This is a genomic window from Janibacter cremeus, assembly GCF_029395675.1.
Lineage (GTDB): Bacteria > Actinomycetota > Actinomycetes > Actinomycetales > Dermatophilaceae > Janibacter > Janibacter cremeus_A.
The window spans coordinates 2,909,604-2,930,851 of sequence record NZ_CP115184.1 but is presented as its reverse complement, the minus strand read 5'-3'; the positions used below and the strand labels follow the sequence as shown (position 1 = coordinate 2,930,851).

Genomic DNA, 21,248 nt, shown 5'->3' with positions numbered 1-21,248 from the left:
TGTTACCCCGGTCACGCCCGCCGCGCGAGCGCACCACGCAGTGTGCAGGTCCTCTTCACCGATTGTTCACCATCTGGGGCCCATCCGGTCACCGTGGCTGCCTACCTTCATGGGTGTACGACCACGGCGGTCGCGGCGGACCGCCGTGACACGACGTGCCCACCCCCGTAGAGAGGTCCAACAGACGTGATTCGTTCCACCCGCAGTCGCAAGGCCCTGACCGCAACCGCCGCCCTGGCACTGTCCCTGAGCCTCGCCGCCTGCGGCGCCAGCAACGAGTCCGGCTCGGGCGCCGGTGGCGGCTCCGGCGAGGGCAACGGGGGTGTCTCCGGCACCCTCTCCGGCGCGGGAGCCTCCTCGCAGGCCGCCGCCGTCGACGCGTGGAAGCAGGGCTTCCTCGAGGCCAACCCGGACGCCACGGTCAACTACGACCCGGTCGGCTCCGGCGGTGGCCGCGAGCAGTTCGTCTCCGGCGCCGTGCCGTGGGCCGGATCCGACGCCTACCTCGCCGACGACGAGCTGACCAAGGCGCAGGAGCGCTGCGGCGGCGAGGGCAACCTCATCGAGATCCCCGCCTACATCTCCCCCATCGCCGTGCCCTACAACGTCAAGGGCGTCGAGGACCTGCAGCTCTCCCCCGAGACCCTGGCCAAGATCTTCGACCAGAAGATCACCACGTGGGACGACAAGGCGATCGCCGAGGACAACCCGGACGCCGACCTGCCGTCGACGCCGATCACGGTCGTCAACCGCTCCGACGAGTCGGGCACCACCGAGAACTTCGTCGACTACCTCTCCGTCGCGGCGGGTGACGCCTGGTCGCACGAGGTCTCCGGTGACTGGCCGGTCTCCGGTGGCACCGCTGCCAAGGGCACCACGGGCGTCGTCCAGTCCGTCGAGTCGACCGACGGCGCCATCGGCTACTCCGACGTCTCGCAGATCGGCGAGCTGCCCGCCGCGAAGGTCAAGGTGGGCGAGGACTGGGTCGGCCCGAGCTCCGAGGCCGCCGCCAAGATCATCGAGGCCTCCACCCAGGTCAAGGACCGTGGCGAGTTCGACTACGCCACCGACATCGAGCGCGACACCAAGGAGGCCGGTACCTACCCGATCGTCCTGGCGTCCTACGAGCTGGCCTGCACCCAGTACGACGACGCCGAGACGGCCGACCTCGTCAAGGCCTGGCTCACCCACGTCGTCAGCGAGGAGGGCCAGCAGGCCTCCGCCGAGACGGCCGGTTCCGCTCCCATCAGCGACGCCACGCGGAAGAACGCCACCACTGCCATCGAGGCGATCTCCGCAAAGTGATGCACTAGCGGCCCAAGGCGGTCCATGATCGGTTCAGCCGGTCGTGGGCCGCCGCGGCCGTGTCCGTCCCCCTTCCCACAGGAGTCCCACTCGTGAGCTCAGTCCCCCAAGCTCCCGGCGACACCGGATTCACCAGCGCCAGGAAACGGCGCGGCGACGCGATCTTCGCCGGCCTGTCCCTCTCGGCCGGCGTCACCATCCTCGTCGTGCTCTTCCTCGTTGCCGCCTTCCTGGTGTGGCAGGCGATGCCGGCCATCACCGCCTCGCCCGAGGAGGTGCGCGGTGGGCAGGGCCTCGTCCACTACATCGCCCCCCTGCTCTTCGGCACGGTCGTGGCCGCGGTCATCGCACTGGTCGTCGGCACCCCGTTGGCCATCGGCATCGCGCTCTTCATCTCGCACTACGCCCCCCGGCGGCTCGCGTCGCTGCTCGGCTACATCATCGACCTGCTCGCGGCGGTGCCCTCAGTCATCTTCGGCCTGTGGGGCTTCTACGTCTTCGGACCGTGGCTGATGCCGACCCAGCAGGGGTTGATCGAGTACCTCGGGTTCATCCCGCTCTTCGGGGGGCCGGCCAGCCCGAAGTCGATGCTGGTGACCGGCCTGGTCCTGGCCATCATGATCCTGCCGATCATGACCGCCGTGAACCGCGAGGTCTTCCTGCAGACACCGCGCCTGCACGAGGAGGCCTCCCTGGCCCTCGGTGCCACGCGCTGGGAGATGATCAAGCAGGCCGTGATCCCCTTCAGCAAGTCCGGCATCATCTCCGGTGCGATGCTCGGCCTCGGCCGGGCACTCGGCGAGACGATGGCCGTCGCCGTCATCCTGTCGGCCTCCGCACGGTTCACCCCGGTGATCACGAGCTCGGCGAACCCCGGCACCATCGCCGGTGACATCGCCCTGCAGTTCCCGGAGTCGAGCGGGCTGGACGTCAACACCCTCATCGCGAGCGGCCTGGTGCTCTTCTTCCTCACCCTGCTCGTCAACATGTTCGCCCGCTGGATCGTCTCCCGGCGGTCCGAGTTCTCGGGAGCCAACTGATGACCACGACCAACACCGAGGCACCGGCCCCGAACCGGGCTCCTGACCGCCAGCTGGGCGGCACCCGCGGCCGCAGCACGCTGACCACGCCCGTCCGCTGGGCCGTGCTCGCAGCGTCCGTCGTCCTGGGCGTCCTGGTCACCTCGCTGCTGTGGGGGTGGAACCTCATCGCCGCCGGCGCCGTCGCCGCCGTCATCTACCTCGTCGGGATCTACACGATCTCGCGCATCGTCGAGGGGCACCGGCACGCGGTGGACCGCGTGATCACCGGCGTCGTCACGACGATGTTCCTCATCGCCCTCCTGCCGCTGGTGTCGGTGGTGTGGGAGGTCACCTCCATGGGCCTCGAGCGGTTCGACGCCCAGTTCTTCACGTGGTCGATGCGCGGGGTCATGGGTGAGGGTGGCGGCGCGTACCACGCGATCATGGGCACGCTGATCATCACCGGCCTGACGACGCTGATCTCGGTCCCGATCGGGATCTTCGCCGCGATCTACCTCGTGGAGTACAGCAACCGGAACGCGCTCTCCAAGGGGCTCACCTTCTTCGTCGACGTCATGACGGGGATCCCCTCGATCGTCGCGGGTCTCTTCGCGATCGCGCTGTTCATCCTCTTCTTCGGCCCGGGTGTGCGCATGGGCATCATCGGAGCGGTGGCACTGACGGTGCTGATGATCCCCGTCGTGGTCCGCAGCACCGAGGAGATGCTGCGCCTGGTGCCCAACGAGCTGCGCGAGGCGAGCTACGCCCTCGGCGTGCCGCGGTGGCTCACGATCGTCAAGGTCGTCCTTCCGACCGCCATCGCCGGCATCGCCACCGGCGTCACCCTGGCGGTCGCCCGCGTCATCGGTGAGACGGCACCCCTGCTGGTCACCGTCGGCACGACGGACTCGCTGAACCTCAACCCCTTCGACGGGCGCATGCAGACGCTGCCGATCTTCGCCTACTACAGCTATGCGACCCCCGGCATCCCCAAGGAGCCGTACTTCGCGCGGATGTGGGCGGCCGCCCTGACGCTCATCCTGATCGTCATGGCGCTGAACATCATCGCCCGCCTCATCTCCAAGTTCTTCGCCCCCAAGACCGGTCGCTGACCCGAGCAGACCAGACCAGACAAGGAACACCTGACGTGTCCAAGCGCATCGACGTCAAGAACCTCGACATCTACTACGGCGACTTCCTGGCCGTGAAGGACGTCTCGATCACCATCGAGCCCCGCGCCGTGACCGCCCTCATCGGTCCCTCCGGCTGCGGCAAGTCCACCTTCCTGCGGGCCCTGAACCGCATGCACGAGGTGATCCCGGGAGCCAGGGTCGACGGCCACGTCGTCCTCGACGGGGAGGACATGTACGCGAAGGGGGTCGACCCGGTCCTCGTGCGCCGGAAGGTCGGCATGGTCTTCCAGAAGCCCAACCCCTTCCCGACGATGTCCATCCGGGAGAACGTCCTCGCCGGCGTGAAGCTGAACAACCAGCGGATCAGTCGGTCCGACGCCGACGACCTCGTCGAGTCCAAGCTCCGCGGCGCCAACCTGTGGAACGAGGTCAAGGACCGCCTCGACAAGCCCGGCTCCGGTCTCTCCGGTGGTCAGCAGCAGCGTCTGTGCATCGCCCGGACGATCGCCGTGGAGCCGGAGGTCGTCCTCATGGACGAGCCGTGCTCCGCCCTCGACCCGATCTCCACGCTCGCGATCGAGGACCTGATCACGGAGCTGAAGGAGAACTACACGATCGTGATCGTCACCCACAACATGCAGCAGGCGGCCCGGGTGTCGGACCGCACCGGCTTCTTCAACATCGAGGGCACCGGCAAGCCCGGCCAACTCGTGGAGTTCGACGACACGTCGAAGATCTTCAACAACCCCAGCCAGCAGGCCACCGAGGACTACATCTCGGGGCGCTTCGGCTGAGCAGACTCCCCCCGGGGGACGGGGGAAGACGATGGCCGGTGGACCCGCAGGGGGTCCACCGGCCGTTCGTCGTTCCGGGGTCCCGGCACCCGTGCGCACGTCCCTGGGGAGATGCGGCGGGTGGGACCGGCTCAGATGAAGATCGGCCGGAGGACCCACATGAGGATCGCGGCGCTGAGGCCCGCGCCGGGGAAGGTGAAGACCCAGGCACCGACGATGTTCTTCGCCACGCCCCACCGGACGGCCTTGAGCGACTTCGTCGCGCCGACGCCCATGATCGCGGAGGTGATCGCGTGGGTCGTCGAGATCGGGGCGCGCAGTGCCGTCGCGACGTACAGGATCGAGGCGGCGGTCACCTCGGCCGCGAAGCCCTGCGGCGGGTCGAGGTGGATGATCCCGCGGCCCAGGGTGCGCATGATCCGCCAGCCACCGGCATAGGTCCCCATCGAGATCACGACGGCGGACATCACGAGAACCCACAGCGGGATGCTCTGGTCGCCACCGTCCTGGTAGCCGGCGACGGTCAGCGCGAGCACGACGACACCGGCCGTCTTGGCGGCGTCCTGCATGCCGTGGCCGAAGGCCATCGCCGCGGCCGAGGCGGTCTGGGCGTAGCGGAAGCCCCGCCTGGTCCGCCCGGGGTGGGCGTCGTGGAAGATCCTCAGGATCAGCCGCATCACGAGGAACCCGACGATGATGCCCACGATCGGGGACAACAGCATCGGGATGATGACCTTCTCGAGGATGCCCATCCACTGCACGCCGGCGCCGGCGGCGAGTGCCGCCCCACCGAGCCCGCCGATGAGCGCGTGCGACGAGGAGGAGGGGAGCCCGTACCACCAGGTGAGCATGTTCCACCCGATGGCTCCGATCAGCGCGGCCGCGCAGAGCACGAGACCCAGGTGACCGTTCGGCGCCTCGATGATGCCCTGCCCGACGGTCTGGGCCACCTTGGCACCGAAGAAGGCGCCGAAGAGGTTGGCGACCGCGGCCATGGCCAGCGCCACCCGCGGGGTCAGCGCCCGGGTGGAGACGGAGGTCGCGATCGCGTTCGCCGCGTCGTGGAAGCCGTTCGTGTAGTTGAAGCCCATCGCCAGGAGGGTGACGAGGGCGACCGGGATCCAGTCCACGTCGGTCAGGACTCCTTGATGGCGATGCTCTCGACGCGGTGGGCCACCTTCTCGAAGGCATCGGCCGCCATCTCGAGCCGCTCCATGATGTCCTTGTGCTTGATCACCTCGATGGGGTCGGTCACGGCGCCGCCGAAGAGGTCGCGGAGCAGGTCCCGGTAGATCGCGTCGCCCTCGTTCTCCAAGCGGTTGATCTCCACCCAGTAGTCCCGGAGCTGCTTCATCGTCGCCAGCCGCGGCATGGCGTCCGCGGTCAGCTCGGCCATCCGCACGATGACCTCCATCTGCGCGGTGACCCCGGGCATGAGGCCGTCCATCCGGTAGAGGACCACCGTCTGGCCGACGGACTCCAGGAAGTCCGTGCAGTCGTCGAGGGCGGCGGCCAGCTCGACGATGTCGCTGTGGTCGAAGGGGGTGACGAAGCTCGAGTTCACCTTGTGGATGATCGCGTGGGTCGCCTCGTCGGCCTGGTGCTCGATGTCCTTGAGCCGGGGTGCCAGCTCCTCGCGCTCCTCTGTGCCGGCCGCCAGCATGTGGGTGAGCATCTCGGCGGCGGCGACGGTCTGGTGGGCGCTGTCTGCGAGGAGCTGGTAGAAGCTGTCATCTCGTGGTTGTGCTCGTAGGAAGCCCACTCGTTCGTATCTCCAGGTCCGGGGAGGTCGCGCTGTCGGGGGTCAGCCTAGAACCGTCCGGCCACGTCCTCGCCATCGGAGGTTCACCAGCGGTGGGAGAGAGTGCGCCGGGCCGGGAGCGCCTCACGGCGCACGGCCGCTCGTAGCGGCGATTTTTGGGACCCGGGGCTACCGCGGCCCGGCGCACTCCCCCACCCTAACGGCGACCGAGGCCACGATGTTCCCCCTTCGCAACTGCCTGGGCTCCTGCAGGCGAGCGGCGGCTGACCCACCGCAACTGCTTAGGCAGTTGCGGTGGGGGCACTCAGGCCAGGTGGCCGCTGCGCCACAGTCGCGCGCCGGCCTCGAGGTCCTCGGCGGTGCCGATCATGGCCGAGGCCGAGGTGACGTCCCCGTCCTCCAGGTGCGCCCGGCCGGTCGCGATCACGCGGCAGAAGGCGCCGGCCCGCTCCAGGGCGATCGCCAGGTCCCCGTCGAAGACCCCGGAGAGGATCCGGTCGGACAGCTGGCGCACCTCGTCGACGCCCGGCGGCTCGACGACGCCGGCGATGACGTGGCTCACGGGGGCGACCATCATGCCGGAGGCATACTGCCGCGCGGCCTCGAGGGGCTGGCGCTGGACCCACTCGCGCAGCAGGTACATCCGCCACAGCGCGCCCGGCAGGCTGCGGGCCGGCCGGTCGGACCAGAGGTGGGCGAGCGTGTCGATGCCCAGCTCGTCGACGAGCCGGACGAGCCGGTCGGTCGTGGCCGGGTCGGCGCCGGAGCGTCCGGCCTCGACGACGGTGACTGCGGCCGCGTGCGCGGCCTCCGCAGCCTCAGCAGGATCGGGCAGCGTGCCGCCGTGCGCCTCCATCGCGTCGGGGCCGAAGTGGACGGGGCGCCGCGGACGTCCGGGGTCGGCCACGGCTCAGCGCCGCTGCCGGTTGAGCAGGGCCCGCACGAGCGTGACGGCCTCGGACTGGGACAGCTCGGTGCGGGAGGTCTCCCAGGAGGCGTGGAGCAGGCGACGCATCTCGGAGTTGGCCCAGAGGTGCTTGCCGCCCAGGTTCTCGGCGGCGTCCCGCAACGCGGCCGGGACGTCCCCGTCGGGGGCGAGCTCGGCGATGCCCCAGCTGTCGGCCGTCGCCGCGTCGAGCGTACGGCCACCCAGACCGAAGGAGAGGGCACGCTGCTGGCCGATCGCGCGGGGCAGCAGCCAGGCCAACCCCGGGTCCGGGGCGCCGGTTCCCCCCTTCGGCGGGACGCGGAAGCAGGCGTCGCCGGAGCAGAAGGCGAGGTCCCCGGCGAGCACGAGGCCCAGGCCGGAACCGGCCGCGAGCCCCTGGACGCCGACGAGGACGATCTTGGCGGAGGAGTTGAGGAGGGCGAAGAGCTCCTCGAGGGCAGCGGCGAGCTCGAAGACGGCGGTCGTCGGATCGTCCGCCCGCTCGGCCTTGCTCGTGTCCGAACCGACGCAGAAGTCGGTGCCGTTGCCGGTCAGCGTCAGGATGTCCACGTAGGGGTCCGCGAGCGCACGCTGGACCTGCTCGCGCAGCTCGCGCGCCATGTCGAGGTCGAGCGCGTTGCCCGCCTCGGGCCGGTCGAGGACGATTCGGGCCAGACGGTCGGATGCTTCGTACGTGACTCCCACACCCTGCACCATAGTCACCCCACCCACGGATGCCGACCCCTTCACGCGCTCACGGTCGCAGGTCGTGCCGGGGCTCGATGGCGCTCTCGGGGACCAGACCGTGGCGCTCGAGGGCGACCCGCAGCTGCTCGGCGGCGTCGATGTTCAGCGGCCCGCTCGTCCACGCGGAGATCGGGAGGTTGACGTAGCGCTCCTCCTCGACGGCCGGCAGGTCCTTCGTCGCCGGGTTGGTCTCGAGCACCGCCACCTTCTGCTCGAAGGTCTGGCCCGGGTAGTCGACGAAGGCGATGGCGTCCGGCTCGGACGTCACGAGCCGCTCCCAGGAGACCTCGGTCCAGGTGTCCGCGACGTCGTCGGTCGCGTTCTGTGCGCCGGCCGTCTCGATGATCGCCTGCGGCGCGCCGTAGGAGCCGGAGGTGAAGATCTCCTTCGTCCCCGAGTCGAAGAGGAAGACCGTCGGGGGCTCCTGCGCCTGCGGGGCCTGCTCCAGTGCCCGGCGCCGCTCCTCGATGTCGGCCACCACCGCGTCCGCGCGGCCCGGGTGCCCGGTGATCCTCCCGAGGTCGGCCAGGTCGGCGTGGAGCGCCTCCCACGGCGGCATCGTCCCGCGGGCGCCGCTCTCCTGCCGGCAGCTCTCCGAGAGGACGTACGCACCGATGTCGTGCTCCGCGAGCCCGTCGGGGGTGAAGTTCTGCTCGTCGGAGAAACCGTAGCCCCACCCGGAGACCACGACGTCCGGCTCCTGCGCGATGGCGTTCTCCAGTGTCGGACGGTCGGGGGAGGCGACCGGCAGGCCGTCCACCACGTCCTGCCCGTAGACGGTGGACAGGGCCTGCCTGCCGTCGTCGAGGCCGGTCACCCCGGCGACCTGGTCCTCGGCGCGCAGGGCGAGGACCAGCGCGAGCAGGTTGCCGTCACCGGTGACGTACATCCGCTCCGCGGGCGAAGGGAGGGTCACCTCCCGGTCGCAGTTGGTCACCGTCACCTCGCCCCCGCTCGCGGGGGCGGGGCCCGCGCTGTCGCCGGCGCCGCACCCGGCGAGTCCGGCTGCGAGGAGGGCGAGCGCGGCGGTGGTGCGCACGGTGCGACGGCGGATCATGCGAGGGCCTTTCGAGTAGTGGCCGCGGGGAGCGCGCCCGGGCCGAGGGAGAGGTGCACCCGGCCGGTGGCCGGGTCGGTGAGGCGGACGGCGTCGACGGCGAAGACCTCGCGCAGGGTGTCCGTGGAGAGGACCTCGGCCGGCTCCCCGAGCGCGTGCAGACGCCCCTCGTGCAGCACGGCCACCCGGTCGAAGTGCGCCGCGGCCAGCGCCAGGTCGTGCACCGCCGCCAGGACGGTGCGACCGAGCCCGCGGACGGTCTCCAGCAGCTGGATCTGGTGGTGGACGTCGAGGTGGTTGGTCGGCTCGTCGAGGACGAGCAGGTCGGTGCCCTGGGCGAGACCACGGGCGAGCATCGCCCGCCGCCGCTCCCCGCCCGACAGGTGCTGGCAGGGCCGGTCGACCTGCTCGGCGAGCCCGACCGCGGCGAGGGCGTCGAGGACGATGCGCTCCTCCCCCTTCGTCCCACCGGACCACGGTGGCCGGTGCGGGATGCGCCCCAGGGCGACCATCTCGCCGACGAGCAGGTCCTCGGGAGGCCCCTCCTCCTGGCCCACGTGGGCGAGGTGGCCGGCGCGCCGGCGGGGCGAGAGCGCCGTGAGGTCGCTGCCGTCGACGTGCACCGAGCCGGCGACCGGTGGCCGCAGGCCGGTGAGCGAGCGGATGAGGGTGGACTTGCCGCTGCCGTTGCGGCCGACGAGCGCGACCATCTCGCCGCGCCCGATGTCGAGGTCGACGTCGGAGAGGATCGTGCGGTCGCCGATGGCGCAGGTGAGCCCGCGACAGGACAGGTGGGTCATTCGCCGCCTCCCGAGTAGGTGTAGTGACGCCGGCCGAGGAGGAGCAGGAAGATCGGGGCGCCGACGAGGCCGGTGACGACGCTCAGCGGGATCTCCTGGGGTCGCACGACGACGCGGGCGGCGACGTCGACCCAGAGCAGGAAGAGGGCCCCACCCACCGCCGCGACCGGCAGCACGCTGCGGTGCAGTGCCCCGACGAGGATGCGGGCGAGGTGGGGCACGACGAGACCGACGAAGCCGATGCCTCCGGAGACGGCCACGAGCACACCGACGAGCACGGACGTGAGGACGAAGAGGCCGATGCGCAGGGTGCTCACCGGCACGCCGAGCCCGGAGGCGACGTCCGCCCCGGCCGCCAGCGCGTCGAGCCACGAGTGCAGGGCCATGAGCACCGTCATCGAGAGGGCCACGACGACCACCGAGGGCAGGACGCGGTCCCACACCGACCCGGAGAGGCTGCCGAGGAGCCAGAAGAGCACCGACTGGGTCGCCCGCGGATCGGCGCTGACGAAGACGAGGAAGCTCGAGACGGACGAGAAGGCGGCGGACATCACGACCCCCGTCAGCACGAGGCGAAGGGGGGTGATCCCGCCCTGCCACATCGAGATGCCGAAGACGAGTGCGGTCGCCGCGAGGGCTCCGGCGAGGGCGCCGAGCGACAGCGCCCACACGCCGAGGCCGCCGAGGGCGCCGAGCACGATGACGAGGGTCGCCCCGACGCCGGCGCCCGAGGAGACCCCCAGGAGGTAGGGGTCGGCCAGCGGGTTGCGCACGAGGGTCTGCATGCAGGCGCCGGCCATCGCCAGACCGGCGCCGACGACCATGCCCATGACGACCCGCGGGGCCCGCAGGTCCCAGACGATCGTGTCGAGGGTCGGGTCCGGACCCGCCGCGCCGGCGAGACGGGCGCGGAGCACGTCGAGCACTCCGGAGACCGCGAGCGGCTCCGAGCCGAGCGCGAGGGAGAGGACCGCGCTGGTGGTGGTCAGCGCGAGGAGGAGGACGAGGAGGGGGCGGGTGGGCACACGGCGCCCGCCGGGTCGGTCGTGGGACATGCGAGGCTCCACCTGCATCAGGGGCCCAGATCGCGAGGCCCGTACGGATGACGGCGAGACAGCAGGTTTTCGGACTCGGGGTCGTCCCGACGGGGTCCCTTCCCGGGCTGGCGGCCCAGTGGTTCACACCCCGTCAGTCACCCTCACCGCTGCGCGACAGTTCCGGATTCGCACCGGATTCCCTTGCACTGGTGTGCGTCTGACTCGTGACGGACCCTAGCAGCGACTCCTGCGTCCGGTGCGCCGTCCGTAGACTGCGCGGCAGACCGGCTCGGACGAAGGGGGAGACACCAGATGCGTGGACGACGGACCGGGGCGGTGTGGGGGCTCGCGCTCGCCGTCGTGATCGCCGGGTGCTCCCTGCCGGGCGGGGCCCCCCCTTCGTCATCGGGATCGACGTCGTCCACCTCGTCGCCGCCGGCGGAGGCTGCGCTCGTCGAGACCTTCGAGCAGCCGGCGAAGGGCCGCGACTGGGTCGTCCTCGTCGAGGACCCGCAGGAGACCGACCGGGTCGCCGACGAGCTCGAGCAGGCAGGCCTCGCGCTGACCTCGGTCAACCGGGGCATCGGCATGGTGACGCTGCGCAGCACCCGCAAGGACGTGCGGGCGAGCGCCGAGGGGGTCGACGGTGTGGCGCAGGCCGTGACCGACCAGAGCGTCGGCTGGTCCCCCGAGGAGGAGCCCACCTCCTCCCCCGAGGACACCGAGCCCGCGGCGAGCACGCTGCAGCCCCCGGCTCCGCCGGAGGGTGGCGACCCCTTCGACGGGTGGCTGTGGGGCATGGCCGAGATCAACGCCCCCCAGGCCCGGTCGGTGACCGCCGGCAGCCCCGACGTGCGCGTCGGGGTCATCGACACGGGCGTCGACTCGAGCCACCCCGACCTCGTCGAGCGCGTGGACGCGGAGCGCTCGCGGTCCTTCGTCACCGACATCCCCGGCCTCGACGGCACGTGCGAGCACGACGGGTGCGTCGACCCCGTCGGCAGCGACGACAACGGGCACGGCACCCACGTCGCGGGCACGATCGCCGCCTCGGCCAACGGACTGGGCGTGCAGGGCGTCGCCCCCGAGGTGGGCCTCGTCGACCTGCGCGCCGGCCAGGACGCCGGCTACTTCTTCCTCGGCCCGGTCGCCAACGCGATCACCGCCGGCGCGGAGCAGGAGCTCGACGTGCTCAACATGAGCTTCTACGTCGACCCCTGGCTCTACTCCTGCCCCGGCGGCGCACCGGAGGACTCCCCCGCCCAGGCCACCGTGCAGGACGTGACCATCGAGCTGATGCGTCGGTCCCTCGAGCTCGCCCACGACCGGGGCGTCACGCTCGTCACCGCCGCAGGCAACAACTCCCGCGACCTCGCCGACCCGGGCACCGACCACACGAGCCCCAACTTCGGCGACAGCACGCACGAGCGCACGCTCGACCGGGACTGCCGACTGCTGCCCCTCGACGGACCGCACGTCATCGGCGTCTCCTCGATCGACGAGGACCTCACCCGCAGCGGCTTCTCCAACTACACGTCCGACCCCGGATCGGACGACGTCGCGCTCGCGGCGCCGGGCGGTACAGGCGACGACAACGGCCTGCCGATCCTCTCCACGGCATCGCGCGACGAGCTGCTCGCCACGGGTGATGTCGACGAGCAGGGCCGGGTGACGGTCTCCGGTGCCGAGGAGGGGGTCGTGCGCGGCTGCCCCGAGGGCATCGGTCGGGGCGAGCCCGATCCCGACGCCCGGTGCGGCCTGTACACGTGGCTGATGGGCACGTCGATGGCCGCTCCGCACGTCAGCGGTGCCGCCGCGCTCGTCATCAGCGAGAACGGTGGCTCGGTGGCTCCCGACGAGGTCGTGCAGACCCTGCGCCGCAGCGCCCGCGACCACGAGTGCACCGCGCTCGGCGGCGATGAGGACGGTGGCGGCGGCACCAGCGCCGTGTGCACCGGCACCGCGGAGCGCAACGGCTTCTTCGGCGACGGGATCCTCGACGTGGCCGCGGCCGTGCGCTGACGGACGGGGTCCCCCCTCGTCAGTCGTCCAGTACCTCCTCGGCGCTCTCGCCGGTGACGTCCTGCGCCTCGGGGTCCTCGAGGTCGAGGCCCCCGAGCGGCTCGCTGGACCAGCCGGCAAGGCGCCATCCCGACCGCGGGTCGCCCTCGAGGACGCCCATGCCGGTGTTCATGATGCTCAGGTCCGCGGCCCCGGCCGCAGTCAGGCGCGCGGCCGCCGTCGCGAAGACGCGGATGGCCGCCCCGTGGCTGAAGAGCGCGACCGTGTCCCCGTCGGCGTGCTCGGCGGTGATCGCCGCCACCGCCGAGGTGTACCGGGCAAGGAAGCCGCGGCCGCTCTCCCCACCGCCGAGCACGTGGTCGAGGTCCCCGCGCATCCACCGCACGAGGGCGGCGATGTAGGCCTCGCGGGACCCCTCGTCCGAGCGCAGCTCCAGCTCGCCGGCGGAGATCTCCTCCAGTCCCTTGCGCACGCGGACGTCGACGCCGCGCGCGAGCGCGAGCGGCTCGGCCGTCAGCTGGGTGCGCACGAGGGGTGAGGCGTAGACGCCGGAGACCGGCTCGGTGAGCACGTCGGGGACGGCGCGGGCCTGCACGCGGCCCAGGCCGGTCAGGCCGGCCCCCGGGAAGGCGGTGTCGAGCGCCCCCGTGACGTTGTGGGGCGTCTGGCCGTGACGGATGAGGAGGAGTCGCACGGACCGATCGTGCCATCCACTCCCGGGGGCCGGACCGGGTGGACGCGTCCACGGGAGGTCGTGCGGGGCCGCTGCTACAGTCACCGAGGTGATCACTGGTCCCCGTATCCTGCTGCACATCGGGCCGCCGAAGTCGGGAACCACGTCCTTCCAGAAGTGGTGCAACCGCAACCGCGATGGGCTACGCGATCAAGGGGTGCTGTATCCACTGTCGCTGGGGAGGGTCAATCACACCCGAATGATGGTCTATGCGAGCGACCTCATGAAGGACGATCCCTACTTCGCCCGCAACGGAGTGGCCACCGAGGATGATCACCGGGCATTTCGCCGTCAGTTGGCCGACTCGCTCGCCACCGAGGTGAGAGCGGGGAACCCGGACACACTCCTGATCTCCAACGAGCACCTCTACTCCCGGGTGCGCGCGGAGTCGACGGTGCAACGGGCAAAGGACATGCTTCGACGCGTGTCGGACGACATCACCGTCGTGGTCCACGTCCGACCCCAGATCGACATGCTCGTCTCGAACGCCTCCCAGACCGCCAGGCTCGGGGAGGTGGTCGACAGTGCCTGGTTCACCAGGAAGGCGGTGGGCCCGGGCAACTGGCTGTACAACATGTCGGCGACCGTGGCCGTGTGGGAAAGGGTCTTCGGCGCCGATCGCGTCCAGGTCGTGCCCTTCCGCCGGTCGCCTGACATGTCGGCGCACATCATCGACACACTCAACCTCTCGCAGGATGGGCTCGGCGAGCCGCTCCGCGTCAACGAGGCCCTCGGTTGGCGCGCGATCGCAACGTCGAACGCGCTGGTCGAGCACAAGGTCGACAAGGCGCTGGGGGCGGATCAGTTCAAGACCCTTCTGGCAGCGCTTCCCACGTCCGAGCGTCTGCAGGTCGGGCTGGACATCGCCAAGACCGTCCAGGATCGCTTCTCCGCTGAGAATGCAGAGCTCATCGACAGGCGTCCCGAGCTCGAGTCGACCGACATGGATCCTGACTGGGACAAGTACGACGCCACACCCAACGTGCACCGACTCGACGAGGCCAAGACCCTCTCGGCCGAGATCGCCGCAGCGGTGGAGTTCGTCCGGGTCCAGCAGGGGAAGTGACGTCCGGGGGAGCCGTCCGGGTGCCGGTCACCGGGGCCCTTCCGCCACCATTACCCTGACCTTCATGCTGGGACCAATGGCGCCGACCCCTCCGCGGACCCGACTGCTCCACATCGGTGCGATGAAATCAGGCACGACGGCCGTGCAACGCGCAGCGTCCCAGCGGCGCACGAAGCTCCTCGAGAGTGGTGTCCGCTACCCGGGGAAGGGGCTGAACCACTTCACTCCGGTCGCAGCCTTCATGGGCGTTCGACGGGAAGGGGAGTACCCCGACCTGGCGACATGGCACCAGTTGATGGATGAGGTCGAAGGGGACGAGACCAACCGCATCCTCATCAGCCACGAGTGGGCGTGCGAGGCCGACGACGCGATGGCTCAACGCTTCATCGATGCCCTCGGGCAGCGCACCCACGTCGCGATCACCCTCCGCCCGCTGTCGGGGATGCTGGGCTCGTACTGGCAGGAGATCGTCAAGAACGGCCGGGTCACGCCTCCGTTCGAGACGTGGCTGCGCGACGCCCTGGCAGCTCCGCCCGGACTCCGGCGCGACGAGCAGTGGGACCGGCAGAGCGACCAGGCCGGGATGGTCGAGCGATGGGAGCGACTTCTCGGCCCGGACCGCGTGACCGTGATCATCGCTGACAAGACGGACCCGACCAGGGTCCCTGCGTCGCTCGAACGCCTGCTCGATCTGCCGTCGGGGATGCTCGCGCACGCCGATGCGGACGGCGGCGCGGCGAACCGGTCCCTGTCGCCGGCGGAGGCGGAGTTCTTCCGCCGGCAGAACGAGGCGTTCAGGCGCAACGGCGTCCCCTTCCGCGAGTACGCCCTGGCCTATCGCCGCCAGGCCGTGGCCCGCATGCTGCGCACCGAGCCGGAAGTGCGGGGTGAGCAGCGCCGGATCCTGCTCCCGCAGTGGGCAGCCGAGCGAGCCGCGACCTACGGTCGTGAGATCGCGGACCGCATCGCCGACAGTCGGGTGAACGTCATCGGCGACCTCGCCTCGCTCCACGCGCCCGTCGGCACGACCGAACCGGGCGAGGTCCCCGTCCCCGACTCCATGCCCATCGACACCGCGGTCGAAGCGGTCGTGGCCTCGGTCATGGTCGGGAACGGCCGAGCAGGACGCCCACAACCGGCAACACGGCCCCGGCCCACGCCGGCCGAGTCCGCCAAGGAGCGGGTTCGCGAGCTGCCCGGCGGGCCGACGATCCTGCGGGGAGCACGCGCCGTCCTCGACCAAGGGCACGCGGCCACACGCCGTCTCCACACGCTCCGCGCGACCACCCGTCGACCCCGATAGGCTGACCGCGCACGCACCGGCCCAGCCCCACGGCAGGAAGTAGCAAACATCGATGAGCAGAGCGGACCTGTCGGTCATCATCCCGATGCACAACGCCAGCGCGACGGTCTCGGGAGTGGTCGAGTCCTTCCTCTCGATCGACTCGGTGGCGGTCGAGGTGATCGTCGTCGATGACGACTCCAGCGACGACTCGGTGGAGCGGGTGAGCGCGATCGACGATCCCCGCCTGGTGCTCGTGCGCCTCCCCCACAACCACGGCGCCGGGGTCGCTCGCAACCACGGTTTCGCCCGGGCTTCCGGGCGGTACGTCCTCTTCTTCGACGCCGACGACGAGATCCATCCCGAGGCCCTCACCGCGGCCCTCGGGGCGCTCGACGACAGCGGGGCGAGTGTGGCGATGCTCCCCTACCGGTACCGGCGGGCCGGTACGACCGCCGAGGGCATGAATTCCTTCGACGTCGCGGTGTGGGAGCAGTACGTCACCTCGCCGCGACGGCTCGCCCGCCTCGACGAGGTGCCGCAGCTGCTCGGCTTCACCAACTACCCGTGGAACAAGATCGCGCGCACCGACCACTACCGCCGCACCGGCCTGAGGTACGGCGCCACCCAGGTCCACAACGACGTCCTGGGCCACTGGCTCACCCTCGTCGACGCGGAGACCATCCTGCTGCTCGACCAGCCCCTGTGCACCCACATCGTCGGGGAAGGGGGGCGCAACCTGACCAATCGTGAGAGCCGGGCCAGGTTGAGTCTCATCGACGCCCTCGACGAGACCTACACCGAGCTCGAGGCCCGACCGATGAAGCGGCGGCAGTTCGCCCGGCAGTACTGGGACCTCGTCACGCGGGTGACCGGGTGGGCCTCCGAACGCATCACGCCGGACGTCCGGGACGAGTTCAACCTGCGCGTGCATGAGCACGTGCTGCGCATCGACCTCAGCGACTTCCACCGCATCCGGTTCAGGCAGGACGCCGGACTGGCCAGCCGCATCGTGCGCCGCGCGCAGACCTGACACCTCAGAAAGGGGATCGCTGTGGCCGAACTCAGCATCATCGTCACCACGTACAACATCGAGGACTACATCGAGCAGTGCCTCGCGAGCGTGGCTGCTCAGACGTTCACCGACATCGAGGTGATCGTGGTCGACGACGGGTCCAGCGACTCGACGCCCGAGCGCATCGCCCGGTTCTGCGAGGGTGACCCCCGCTTCGTCCCCGTCCTCCAGAGCGAGAACAGCCCCGGCGGCGTCGCCACGCCCGCCAACATCGGTCTCGATCGCGCGACCGGTACCTGGGTCGGCTTCGTCGATGGTGACGACCACATCGAGCCGACGATGTTCGAGCGGCTGCACACCGCGGCCGTCTCCCACGGGGCCGACCTGGCGATGTGCGACTACCAGGAGGAGGTCGACGCCACGGGCGAGCGCCGCGCCCCGGCCGACGCGCACCGGTGGGCGCCCCTGACCGAGCCGTACTACGAGCTCGACGTGCCCACGAGCCACACGTTCCTGCGCTTCATCGCCGTGCCGTGGCGCAAGCTGTACCGACGCGAGCTCCTCGAGAAGCACTCGATCCGCTTCCCCGTGAGCGAGGGGTTCTTCGAGGACAACCCCTTCCACTGGTTCACGGTCGTCTCCGCCGCGTCGATCGCGATCGTCCCCGAGGTGCTGTGCTACCACCGCGTGGCCCGCAGCGGCCAGACGATGGCCACGGCCGACGAGCGGCTGTTCCACATCTTCCACCACCACGACACGATCCACACGTGGCTGGCCGCACGAGGGCTGCTGGACCTCTACCAGGGGCCCCTCCTGGGCTGGGTGATCTCCCAGATGGAGTGGATCTCCCGCCGGACACCGCCCGAGCTGCGGCGCCGGCTCTTCGACGTCCTCGTGCCGATCTTCGCCCAGTACTCCCTCGAGACCGTCCGACGTGCGTTGCAGGAGAACAACAAGGGGGCGACCGCCCAGCGGCTGAGCACCGCCGTGGCCAAGCGTGAGTTCGGGACCTTCGCGCGTGCCCTGTCCACGCGACCGGGCTCGGACAACCCCGTGGTCACCGCGGCCTTCCACCTGCGCCACTCCGGACTGCGGCACACAGCGGTGCTGACGAGCCGTTACCTGCGCAACTCGGCGCCGAGCGGCCGGCTGTCCGGGTACCTCACCCGGGCCCGCAGCAAGGCACCCGACTCAGGCGGGCGGGACGTGCTCTTCGGTCTGGTGGTCATCGACCGGCGGCTGCGCCGGATCGAGGAGCGGCTGAACGACATCGAGCGTCGGCTCGAGTCGGGCGCCGCCCCCTCCGGGTGTGGCTCGCCCTCAGGCGTCGACGAAGAGCGAGGGGATCGGTCGCGAGCTGCCGATCGCCTCGAGGATCCCGTCGGCCGCGGCTAGGGCCTCACCGATCGTGACGTCCATGTCGAGGTAGCGGTAGGTGCCGAGCCGCCCCACGAAGGTCACGCCCGACTCGGCACGGGCCGCCTCGACGTACTTGCTAAGCAGCGTCTTGTCGTTCGCCATGCGGATCGGGTAGTACGGGATGTCATCGTCCTCGGCCAGCCGGCTGTACTCGCGGAAGCACACCGTGTCCTCGTGCTCCTCCCACGGAGCGAAGTGCTTGTGCTCCGCGATGCGCGTGTAGGGCACGTCCACGTCGCCGAAGTTCATCACCGAGCACCCCAGGTAGTCCCCCGTCGCCCGGATCTCCTCGAAGTCGAGCGTCCGGTAGCGCAGACGACCGAGCTCGTGGTCGAACCATGCGTCCAGCTGTCCCGTCCAGACGGAGTGGTCGAACTGCGAGCGGTCCGCGGCGGTGTACGGCGTCGACAGCCGCACCTCGATCCCCGGGTGGTCGAGGATGGCGGCGACGATGGCGGTGTAGCCGTCGCGGGGGATGGCCTGGTGCGGGTGGTTGAAGTAGGAGTCCTCGTAGCTGAAGCGCAGCGGCAGGCGCTTGAGCACCGACGCCGGGATCTCGCGCGGGTGCAGGCCCCACTGCTTGCGCGTGTATCCGTGGAAGAAGGCGTCGTAGAGCGTGCGGCCCATGAACTTCAACGCCTGCTCCTCGAAGTTCTGCGGCTCCTCGATGTCCTGGTCGGCCTGCTCCGCGATGAACTCGCGGGCCTCGTCGGGACGCATCGCGGTCCCGAACAGTTGGTTGATCGTCAGCAGGTTCACCGGCAACAGGTAGGTCCGGCCACCAACGGTCGTGCGCACCCGGTGGTTGTACGGCATCATCGTGCCGAACCGGGTGATGTACTCCCACACCCGCTCGTCGCCGGTGTGGAAGATGTGCGGTCCGTAGCGGTGGATCATCACCCCGCTCTCGGGGTCCCTCTCGGTGTAGCAGTTCCCGGCGATGTGGGCGCGCGACTCGAAGACGACCGCCTCGTGGCCCGCCTCGGCGAGCTCGCGGGCGATGACCGCTCCGGAGAAGCCGGCGCCGGCGATGCCGAACCTCATCGCGACACCCCCCGGTGGTCGACGCGGACAGCCGGTGCGGCTACGGAGACTGGACAGGGGGCGGTGCCGGGCAACGTCTTCACGGCATCACCCTAGCCACGAGAGGCGCCACGGCGTGGACCCACGCGTGCATGGACGCCGAAAGGAAAATGAACACGCCACGGCGTGCCCGCACCGGCATGGCGCACACCACATTCTCCCGAGGGCCACTAGCATGCCTGCATGGCTCAGGTACCCACCATCGCGGCGGTGGGGTCCACGGACCGACCGCGCTGGTCCGTCGTCATCCCCGTCCACGACTGCGCCGACCTGCTCGCCCGGGCCCTGCCCGAGGTGGTCGCCCAGCTCGGGCACCGCGACGACGCCGAGATCATCGTCGTCGACGACGCCTCCGACGACGCCCCCGACCGGGTGGTCGAGCAGGTCGGAGCCGGACGAGTGCGCTACGTGCGCCACTCACCCAACCGCGGCGCCGTGGCGACCTTCAACCGGTGCATCGCCCTCGCCCAGGGAGAGCTCGTCCACCTGCTCCACGGTGACGACGAGATCCTTCCCGGCTTCTACACCACCATGGAGGAGGCGCTGCTGCCCTCCCGCGCAGTCGCAGCCGTCTGCCGCGCCCAGGACATCGACGCCGACGGCAACCACCTCTACACCACACGGTCCTACCGACACGGGACGGGCATCTGGACCGAGGCCCTCGACACCTTCGCGGTGTCCAACCGCGTGCGCGCCCCGGGCATCGTCGTGCGACGCTCGGCCTACGCCAAGGTCGGCGGCTACCGCACGGACCTCCCCCACGCGGCCGACTGGGAGATGTGGACCCGCCTGGCGGCACACGGCCCCGTGCTCTTCGTCGACGAGGTCCTCGCCCGATACCGCCGCCACCAGGCCTCGCACACCTCCACACTCGTGCGCACCGGCGCCAACGTCCGGGAACGCGTGCAGGCCATCGGGGTGGTCAGTGCGCACGTCACCCCCGGACGTCGCCCGGCCGTGGTCCGCCGGGCACTGGCCTACTCCGCCTACTTCGCGGGGCGGTCCGCGCTGACCTGCGCCCGCTCCGGCGACTGGCCCACTGCGGGCCAGCAGGCTCGCGAGGCGGCACGGTGCGTCACCCTGCTCCCCCGCGGACTCAAGGTGCCCCGGTGACCGTGCAGAACGCACTGAAGGACGGTGTAGCAATGGCGGCGGCTCTCTCCCACACGCCTCCATCAACCTCTGACCGCACGCAGCCGCGCATCGCCGTCGTGGTGCTCACTCAGTGCACCCGCCCAGCAGAGCTGAGCCGGGCCATCGCCTCGGTCCGTGCCCAGCGTGGCGTGGACCCGCACCTCGTGCTGGTCGTCAACGGGGCTGACCCCCCCGATCCTGACCCTTCCGACCGCCTCATCGTCCTGCCTGACAACGCCGGGATCCCCGGCGGCCGCAACCTCGGCGTCGCCGCGACCGATGCCGAGGTGGTGTTCTTCCTCGACGACGACGCGGAGCTGCAGGGGGAGGACCACTTGGCGTCGGTCCTGGAGCGCTTCGACGAGGACCCCGACCTGGGTGCCATGGCGATGCGGATCGTCGACGAGACGGGCCGGACGCAACGGCGGCACGTCCCCCGTGTCGGCCGGCGCTCGGCACACCGCTCGGGCCAGGTCACCCACTTCATCGGCGCGGCCTGCGCGGTGCGCACGAGTGCGTTCGAGGGGGTCGGCGGCTTCGACCCGCGCTTCTTCTACGCCATGGAGGAGTCGGACCTGGCCTGGCGCCTCATGGATCGCGGCTGGTCCGTCTGGTACTCCGCCGACCTGACCGCCTTCCACCCCCACACCGCGCCGTCACGGCACGCCAACCACCTGCGCCTGCAGGCACGCAACCGGCTGTGGATGGCCTGGCGCTCCCTGCCCGGCCCCGTGTTCGTGGCACACATGGTGACGTGGACGGCCGTCTGCGCCGTGCGGTGCCAGTCACTGCGCGACATCCTCACTGGGTACCGGGAGGCCTGGGCCGCGCGACCTCGGCGCCGGCCAATGCGGTGGCGCACGGTGGTCACCATGACACGCCTGGGCCGACCCCCCTTCGTCTGAGCAC

General features: G+C 70.6%; 20 protein-coding genes and 1 riboswitch. Of the genes, 11 read left to right on the top strand and 9 right to left on the bottom strand.

The features are described from left to right. Positions 1-186: 186 nt before the first annotated feature. From pstS to pstB, 4 genes are all read left to right on the top strand, one after another. Positions 187-1,305, top strand: a complete 1,119-nt coding sequence (gene pstS, locus O9K63_RS13975; protein WP_277238795.1) for a phosphate ABC transporter substrate-binding protein PstS — start codon at positions 187-189, stop codon at positions 1,303-1,305. Between the two features lie 92 nt (positions 1,306-1,397). Continuing rightward, positions 1,398-2,345 (top strand): phosphate ABC transporter permease subunit PstC, encoded by a 948-nt coding sequence (gene pstC / locus O9K63_RS13970; RefSeq protein ID WP_277238793.1) that lies wholly within the window; start codon positions 1,398-1,400, stop codon positions 2,343-2,345. After that, positions 2,345-3,439: a phosphate ABC transporter permease PstA gene (gene pstA, locus O9K63_RS13965; protein WP_277238792.1), complete on the top strand. Its 1,095-nt coding sequence runs from the start codon at positions 2,345-2,347 to the stop codon at positions 3,437-3,439. Before pstC ends, pstA begins: the two co-directional genes overlap by 1 nt. 35 nt (positions 3,440-3,474) lie before the next feature. Then, on the top strand, positions 3,475-4,254 hold the full coding sequence (gene pstB / locus O9K63_RS13960; protein ID WP_277238790.1) for a phosphate ABC transporter ATP-binding protein PstB: 780 nt from the start codon (positions 3,475-3,477) through the stop codon (positions 4,252-4,254). A gap of 131 nt (positions 4,255-4,385) precedes the next feature. Here the strand turns inward: pstB and O9K63_RS13955 are convergent, their stop codons facing one another. The 7 genes from O9K63_RS13955 to O9K63_RS13925 form a co-directional block, all read right to left on the bottom strand. After that, entirely contained in the window at positions 4,386-5,384 is a 999-nt protein-coding gene (locus O9K63_RS13955) for an inorganic phosphate transporter (RefSeq protein ID WP_277238788.1), read from the bottom strand. A 5-nt stretch (positions 5,385-5,389) separates the two neighbouring features. Continuing rightward, a complete protein-coding gene (locus tag O9K63_RS13950; RefSeq protein ID WP_277238786.1) occupies positions 5,390-6,016 on the bottom strand; it encodes a DUF47 domain-containing protein in 627 nt (208 codons plus the stop codon). Between the two features lie 304 nt (positions 6,017-6,320). After that, positions 6,321-6,923, bottom strand: a complete 603-nt coding sequence (locus O9K63_RS13945; protein WP_277238784.1) for a hypothetical protein — start codon at positions 6,921-6,923, stop codon at positions 6,321-6,323. A 3-nt stretch (positions 6,924-6,926) separates the two neighbouring features. Further along, complete coding sequence (locus tag O9K63_RS13940; RefSeq protein ID WP_277238782.1) at positions 6,927-7,649, bottom strand: enoyl-CoA hydratase/isomerase family protein; 723 nt, start codon at positions 7,647-7,649, stop codon at positions 6,927-6,929. A 49-nt stretch (positions 7,650-7,698) separates the two neighbouring features. Further along, entirely contained in the window at positions 7,699-8,748 is a 1,050-nt protein-coding gene (locus tag O9K63_RS13935; protein WP_277238780.1) for an ABC transporter substrate-binding protein, read from the bottom strand. Then, the gene (locus O9K63_RS13930) at positions 8,745-9,548 is read right to left on the bottom strand and encodes an ABC transporter ATP-binding protein (RefSeq protein ID WP_277238778.1); all 804 of its coding nucleotides are present in this window, start codon (positions 9,546-9,548) and stop codon (positions 8,745-8,747) included. Before O9K63_RS13930 ends, O9K63_RS13935 begins: the two co-directional genes overlap by 4 nt. After that, entirely contained in the window at positions 9,545-10,603 is a 1,059-nt protein-coding gene (locus O9K63_RS13925) for a FecCD family ABC transporter permease (RefSeq protein WP_277238776.1), read from the bottom strand. Before O9K63_RS13925 ends, O9K63_RS13930 begins: the two co-directional genes overlap by 4 nt. A 43-nt stretch (positions 10,604-10,646) precedes the next feature. Further along, positions 10,647-10,822: riboswitch (cobalamin riboswitch) on the bottom strand. A 75-nt stretch (positions 10,823-10,897) separates the two neighbouring features. On the opposite strand from O9K63_RS13925, the gene O9K63_RS13920 reads away from it, so the two are divergent. Then, the gene (locus O9K63_RS13920; protein WP_277238774.1) at positions 10,898-12,607 is read left to right on the top strand and encodes a S8 family serine peptidase; all 1,710 of its coding nucleotides are present in this window, start codon (positions 10,898-10,900) and stop codon (positions 12,605-12,607) included. Between the two features lie 19 nt (positions 12,608-12,626). Here the strand turns inward: O9K63_RS13920 and O9K63_RS13915 are convergent, their stop codons facing one another. After that, positions 12,627-13,301, bottom strand: coding sequence for a histidine phosphatase family protein (locus O9K63_RS13915; protein ID WP_277238773.1), 675 nt, complete (start codon positions 13,299-13,301; stop codon positions 12,627-12,629). Between O9K63_RS13915 and O9K63_RS13910 the strand changes: the two genes are divergently transcribed. The 4 genes from O9K63_RS13910 to O9K63_RS13895 all read left to right on the top strand — a co-directional run bounded on the left by O9K63_RS13910 (position 13,285) and on the right by O9K63_RS13895 (position 18,098). Further along, positions 13,285-14,406 (top strand): hypothetical protein, encoded by a 1,122-nt coding sequence (locus O9K63_RS13910; RefSeq protein ID WP_277238771.1) that lies wholly within the window; start codon positions 13,285-13,287, stop codon positions 14,404-14,406. The two genes, O9K63_RS13915 and O9K63_RS13910, sit on opposite strands and share 17 nt — an antisense overlap. A 64-nt stretch (positions 14,407-14,470) precedes the next feature. After that, positions 14,471-15,709, top strand: coding sequence for a hypothetical protein (locus O9K63_RS13905; RefSeq protein WP_277238770.1), 1,239 nt, complete (start codon positions 14,471-14,473; stop codon positions 15,707-15,709). A gap of 52 nt (positions 15,710-15,761) precedes the next feature. Then, positions 15,762-16,721 carry a glycosyltransferase family 2 protein gene (locus O9K63_RS13900; protein ID WP_277238768.1) on the top strand — a complete coding sequence of 320 codons (960 nt, stop codon included), beginning with the start codon at positions 15,762-15,764 and terminating at the stop codon, positions 16,719-16,721. 21 nt (positions 16,722-16,742) lie between these two features. Next, positions 16,743-18,098, top strand: a complete 1,356-nt coding sequence (locus O9K63_RS13895; RefSeq protein ID WP_277238766.1) for a glycosyltransferase family 2 protein — start codon at positions 16,743-16,745, stop codon at positions 18,096-18,098. Here O9K63_RS13895 and O9K63_RS13890 read toward each other — a convergent pair. Continuing rightward, positions 18,024-19,166, bottom strand: a complete 1,143-nt coding sequence (locus O9K63_RS13890; protein WP_277238764.1) for a UDP-galactopyranose/dTDP-fucopyranose mutase family protein — start codon at positions 19,164-19,166, stop codon at positions 18,024-18,026. The genes O9K63_RS13895 and O9K63_RS13890 overlap by 75 nt on opposite strands. A 222-nt stretch (positions 19,167-19,388) precedes the next feature. Between O9K63_RS13890 and O9K63_RS13885 the strand changes: the two genes are divergently transcribed. Both O9K63_RS13885 and O9K63_RS13880 read left to right on the top strand, forming a co-directional pair. Further along, positions 19,389-20,318 carry a glycosyltransferase family 2 protein gene (locus tag O9K63_RS13885; RefSeq protein WP_277238762.1) on the top strand — a complete coding sequence of 310 codons (930 nt, stop codon included), beginning with the start codon at positions 19,389-19,391 and terminating at the stop codon, positions 20,316-20,318. After that, positions 20,315-21,244, top strand: coding sequence for a glycosyltransferase family 2 protein (locus O9K63_RS13880; RefSeq protein WP_277238760.1), 930 nt, complete (start codon positions 20,315-20,317; stop codon positions 21,242-21,244). The genes O9K63_RS13885 and O9K63_RS13880 overlap by 4 nt, the downstream gene beginning before the upstream one ends. Positions 21,245-21,248: the final 4 nt, after the last annotated feature.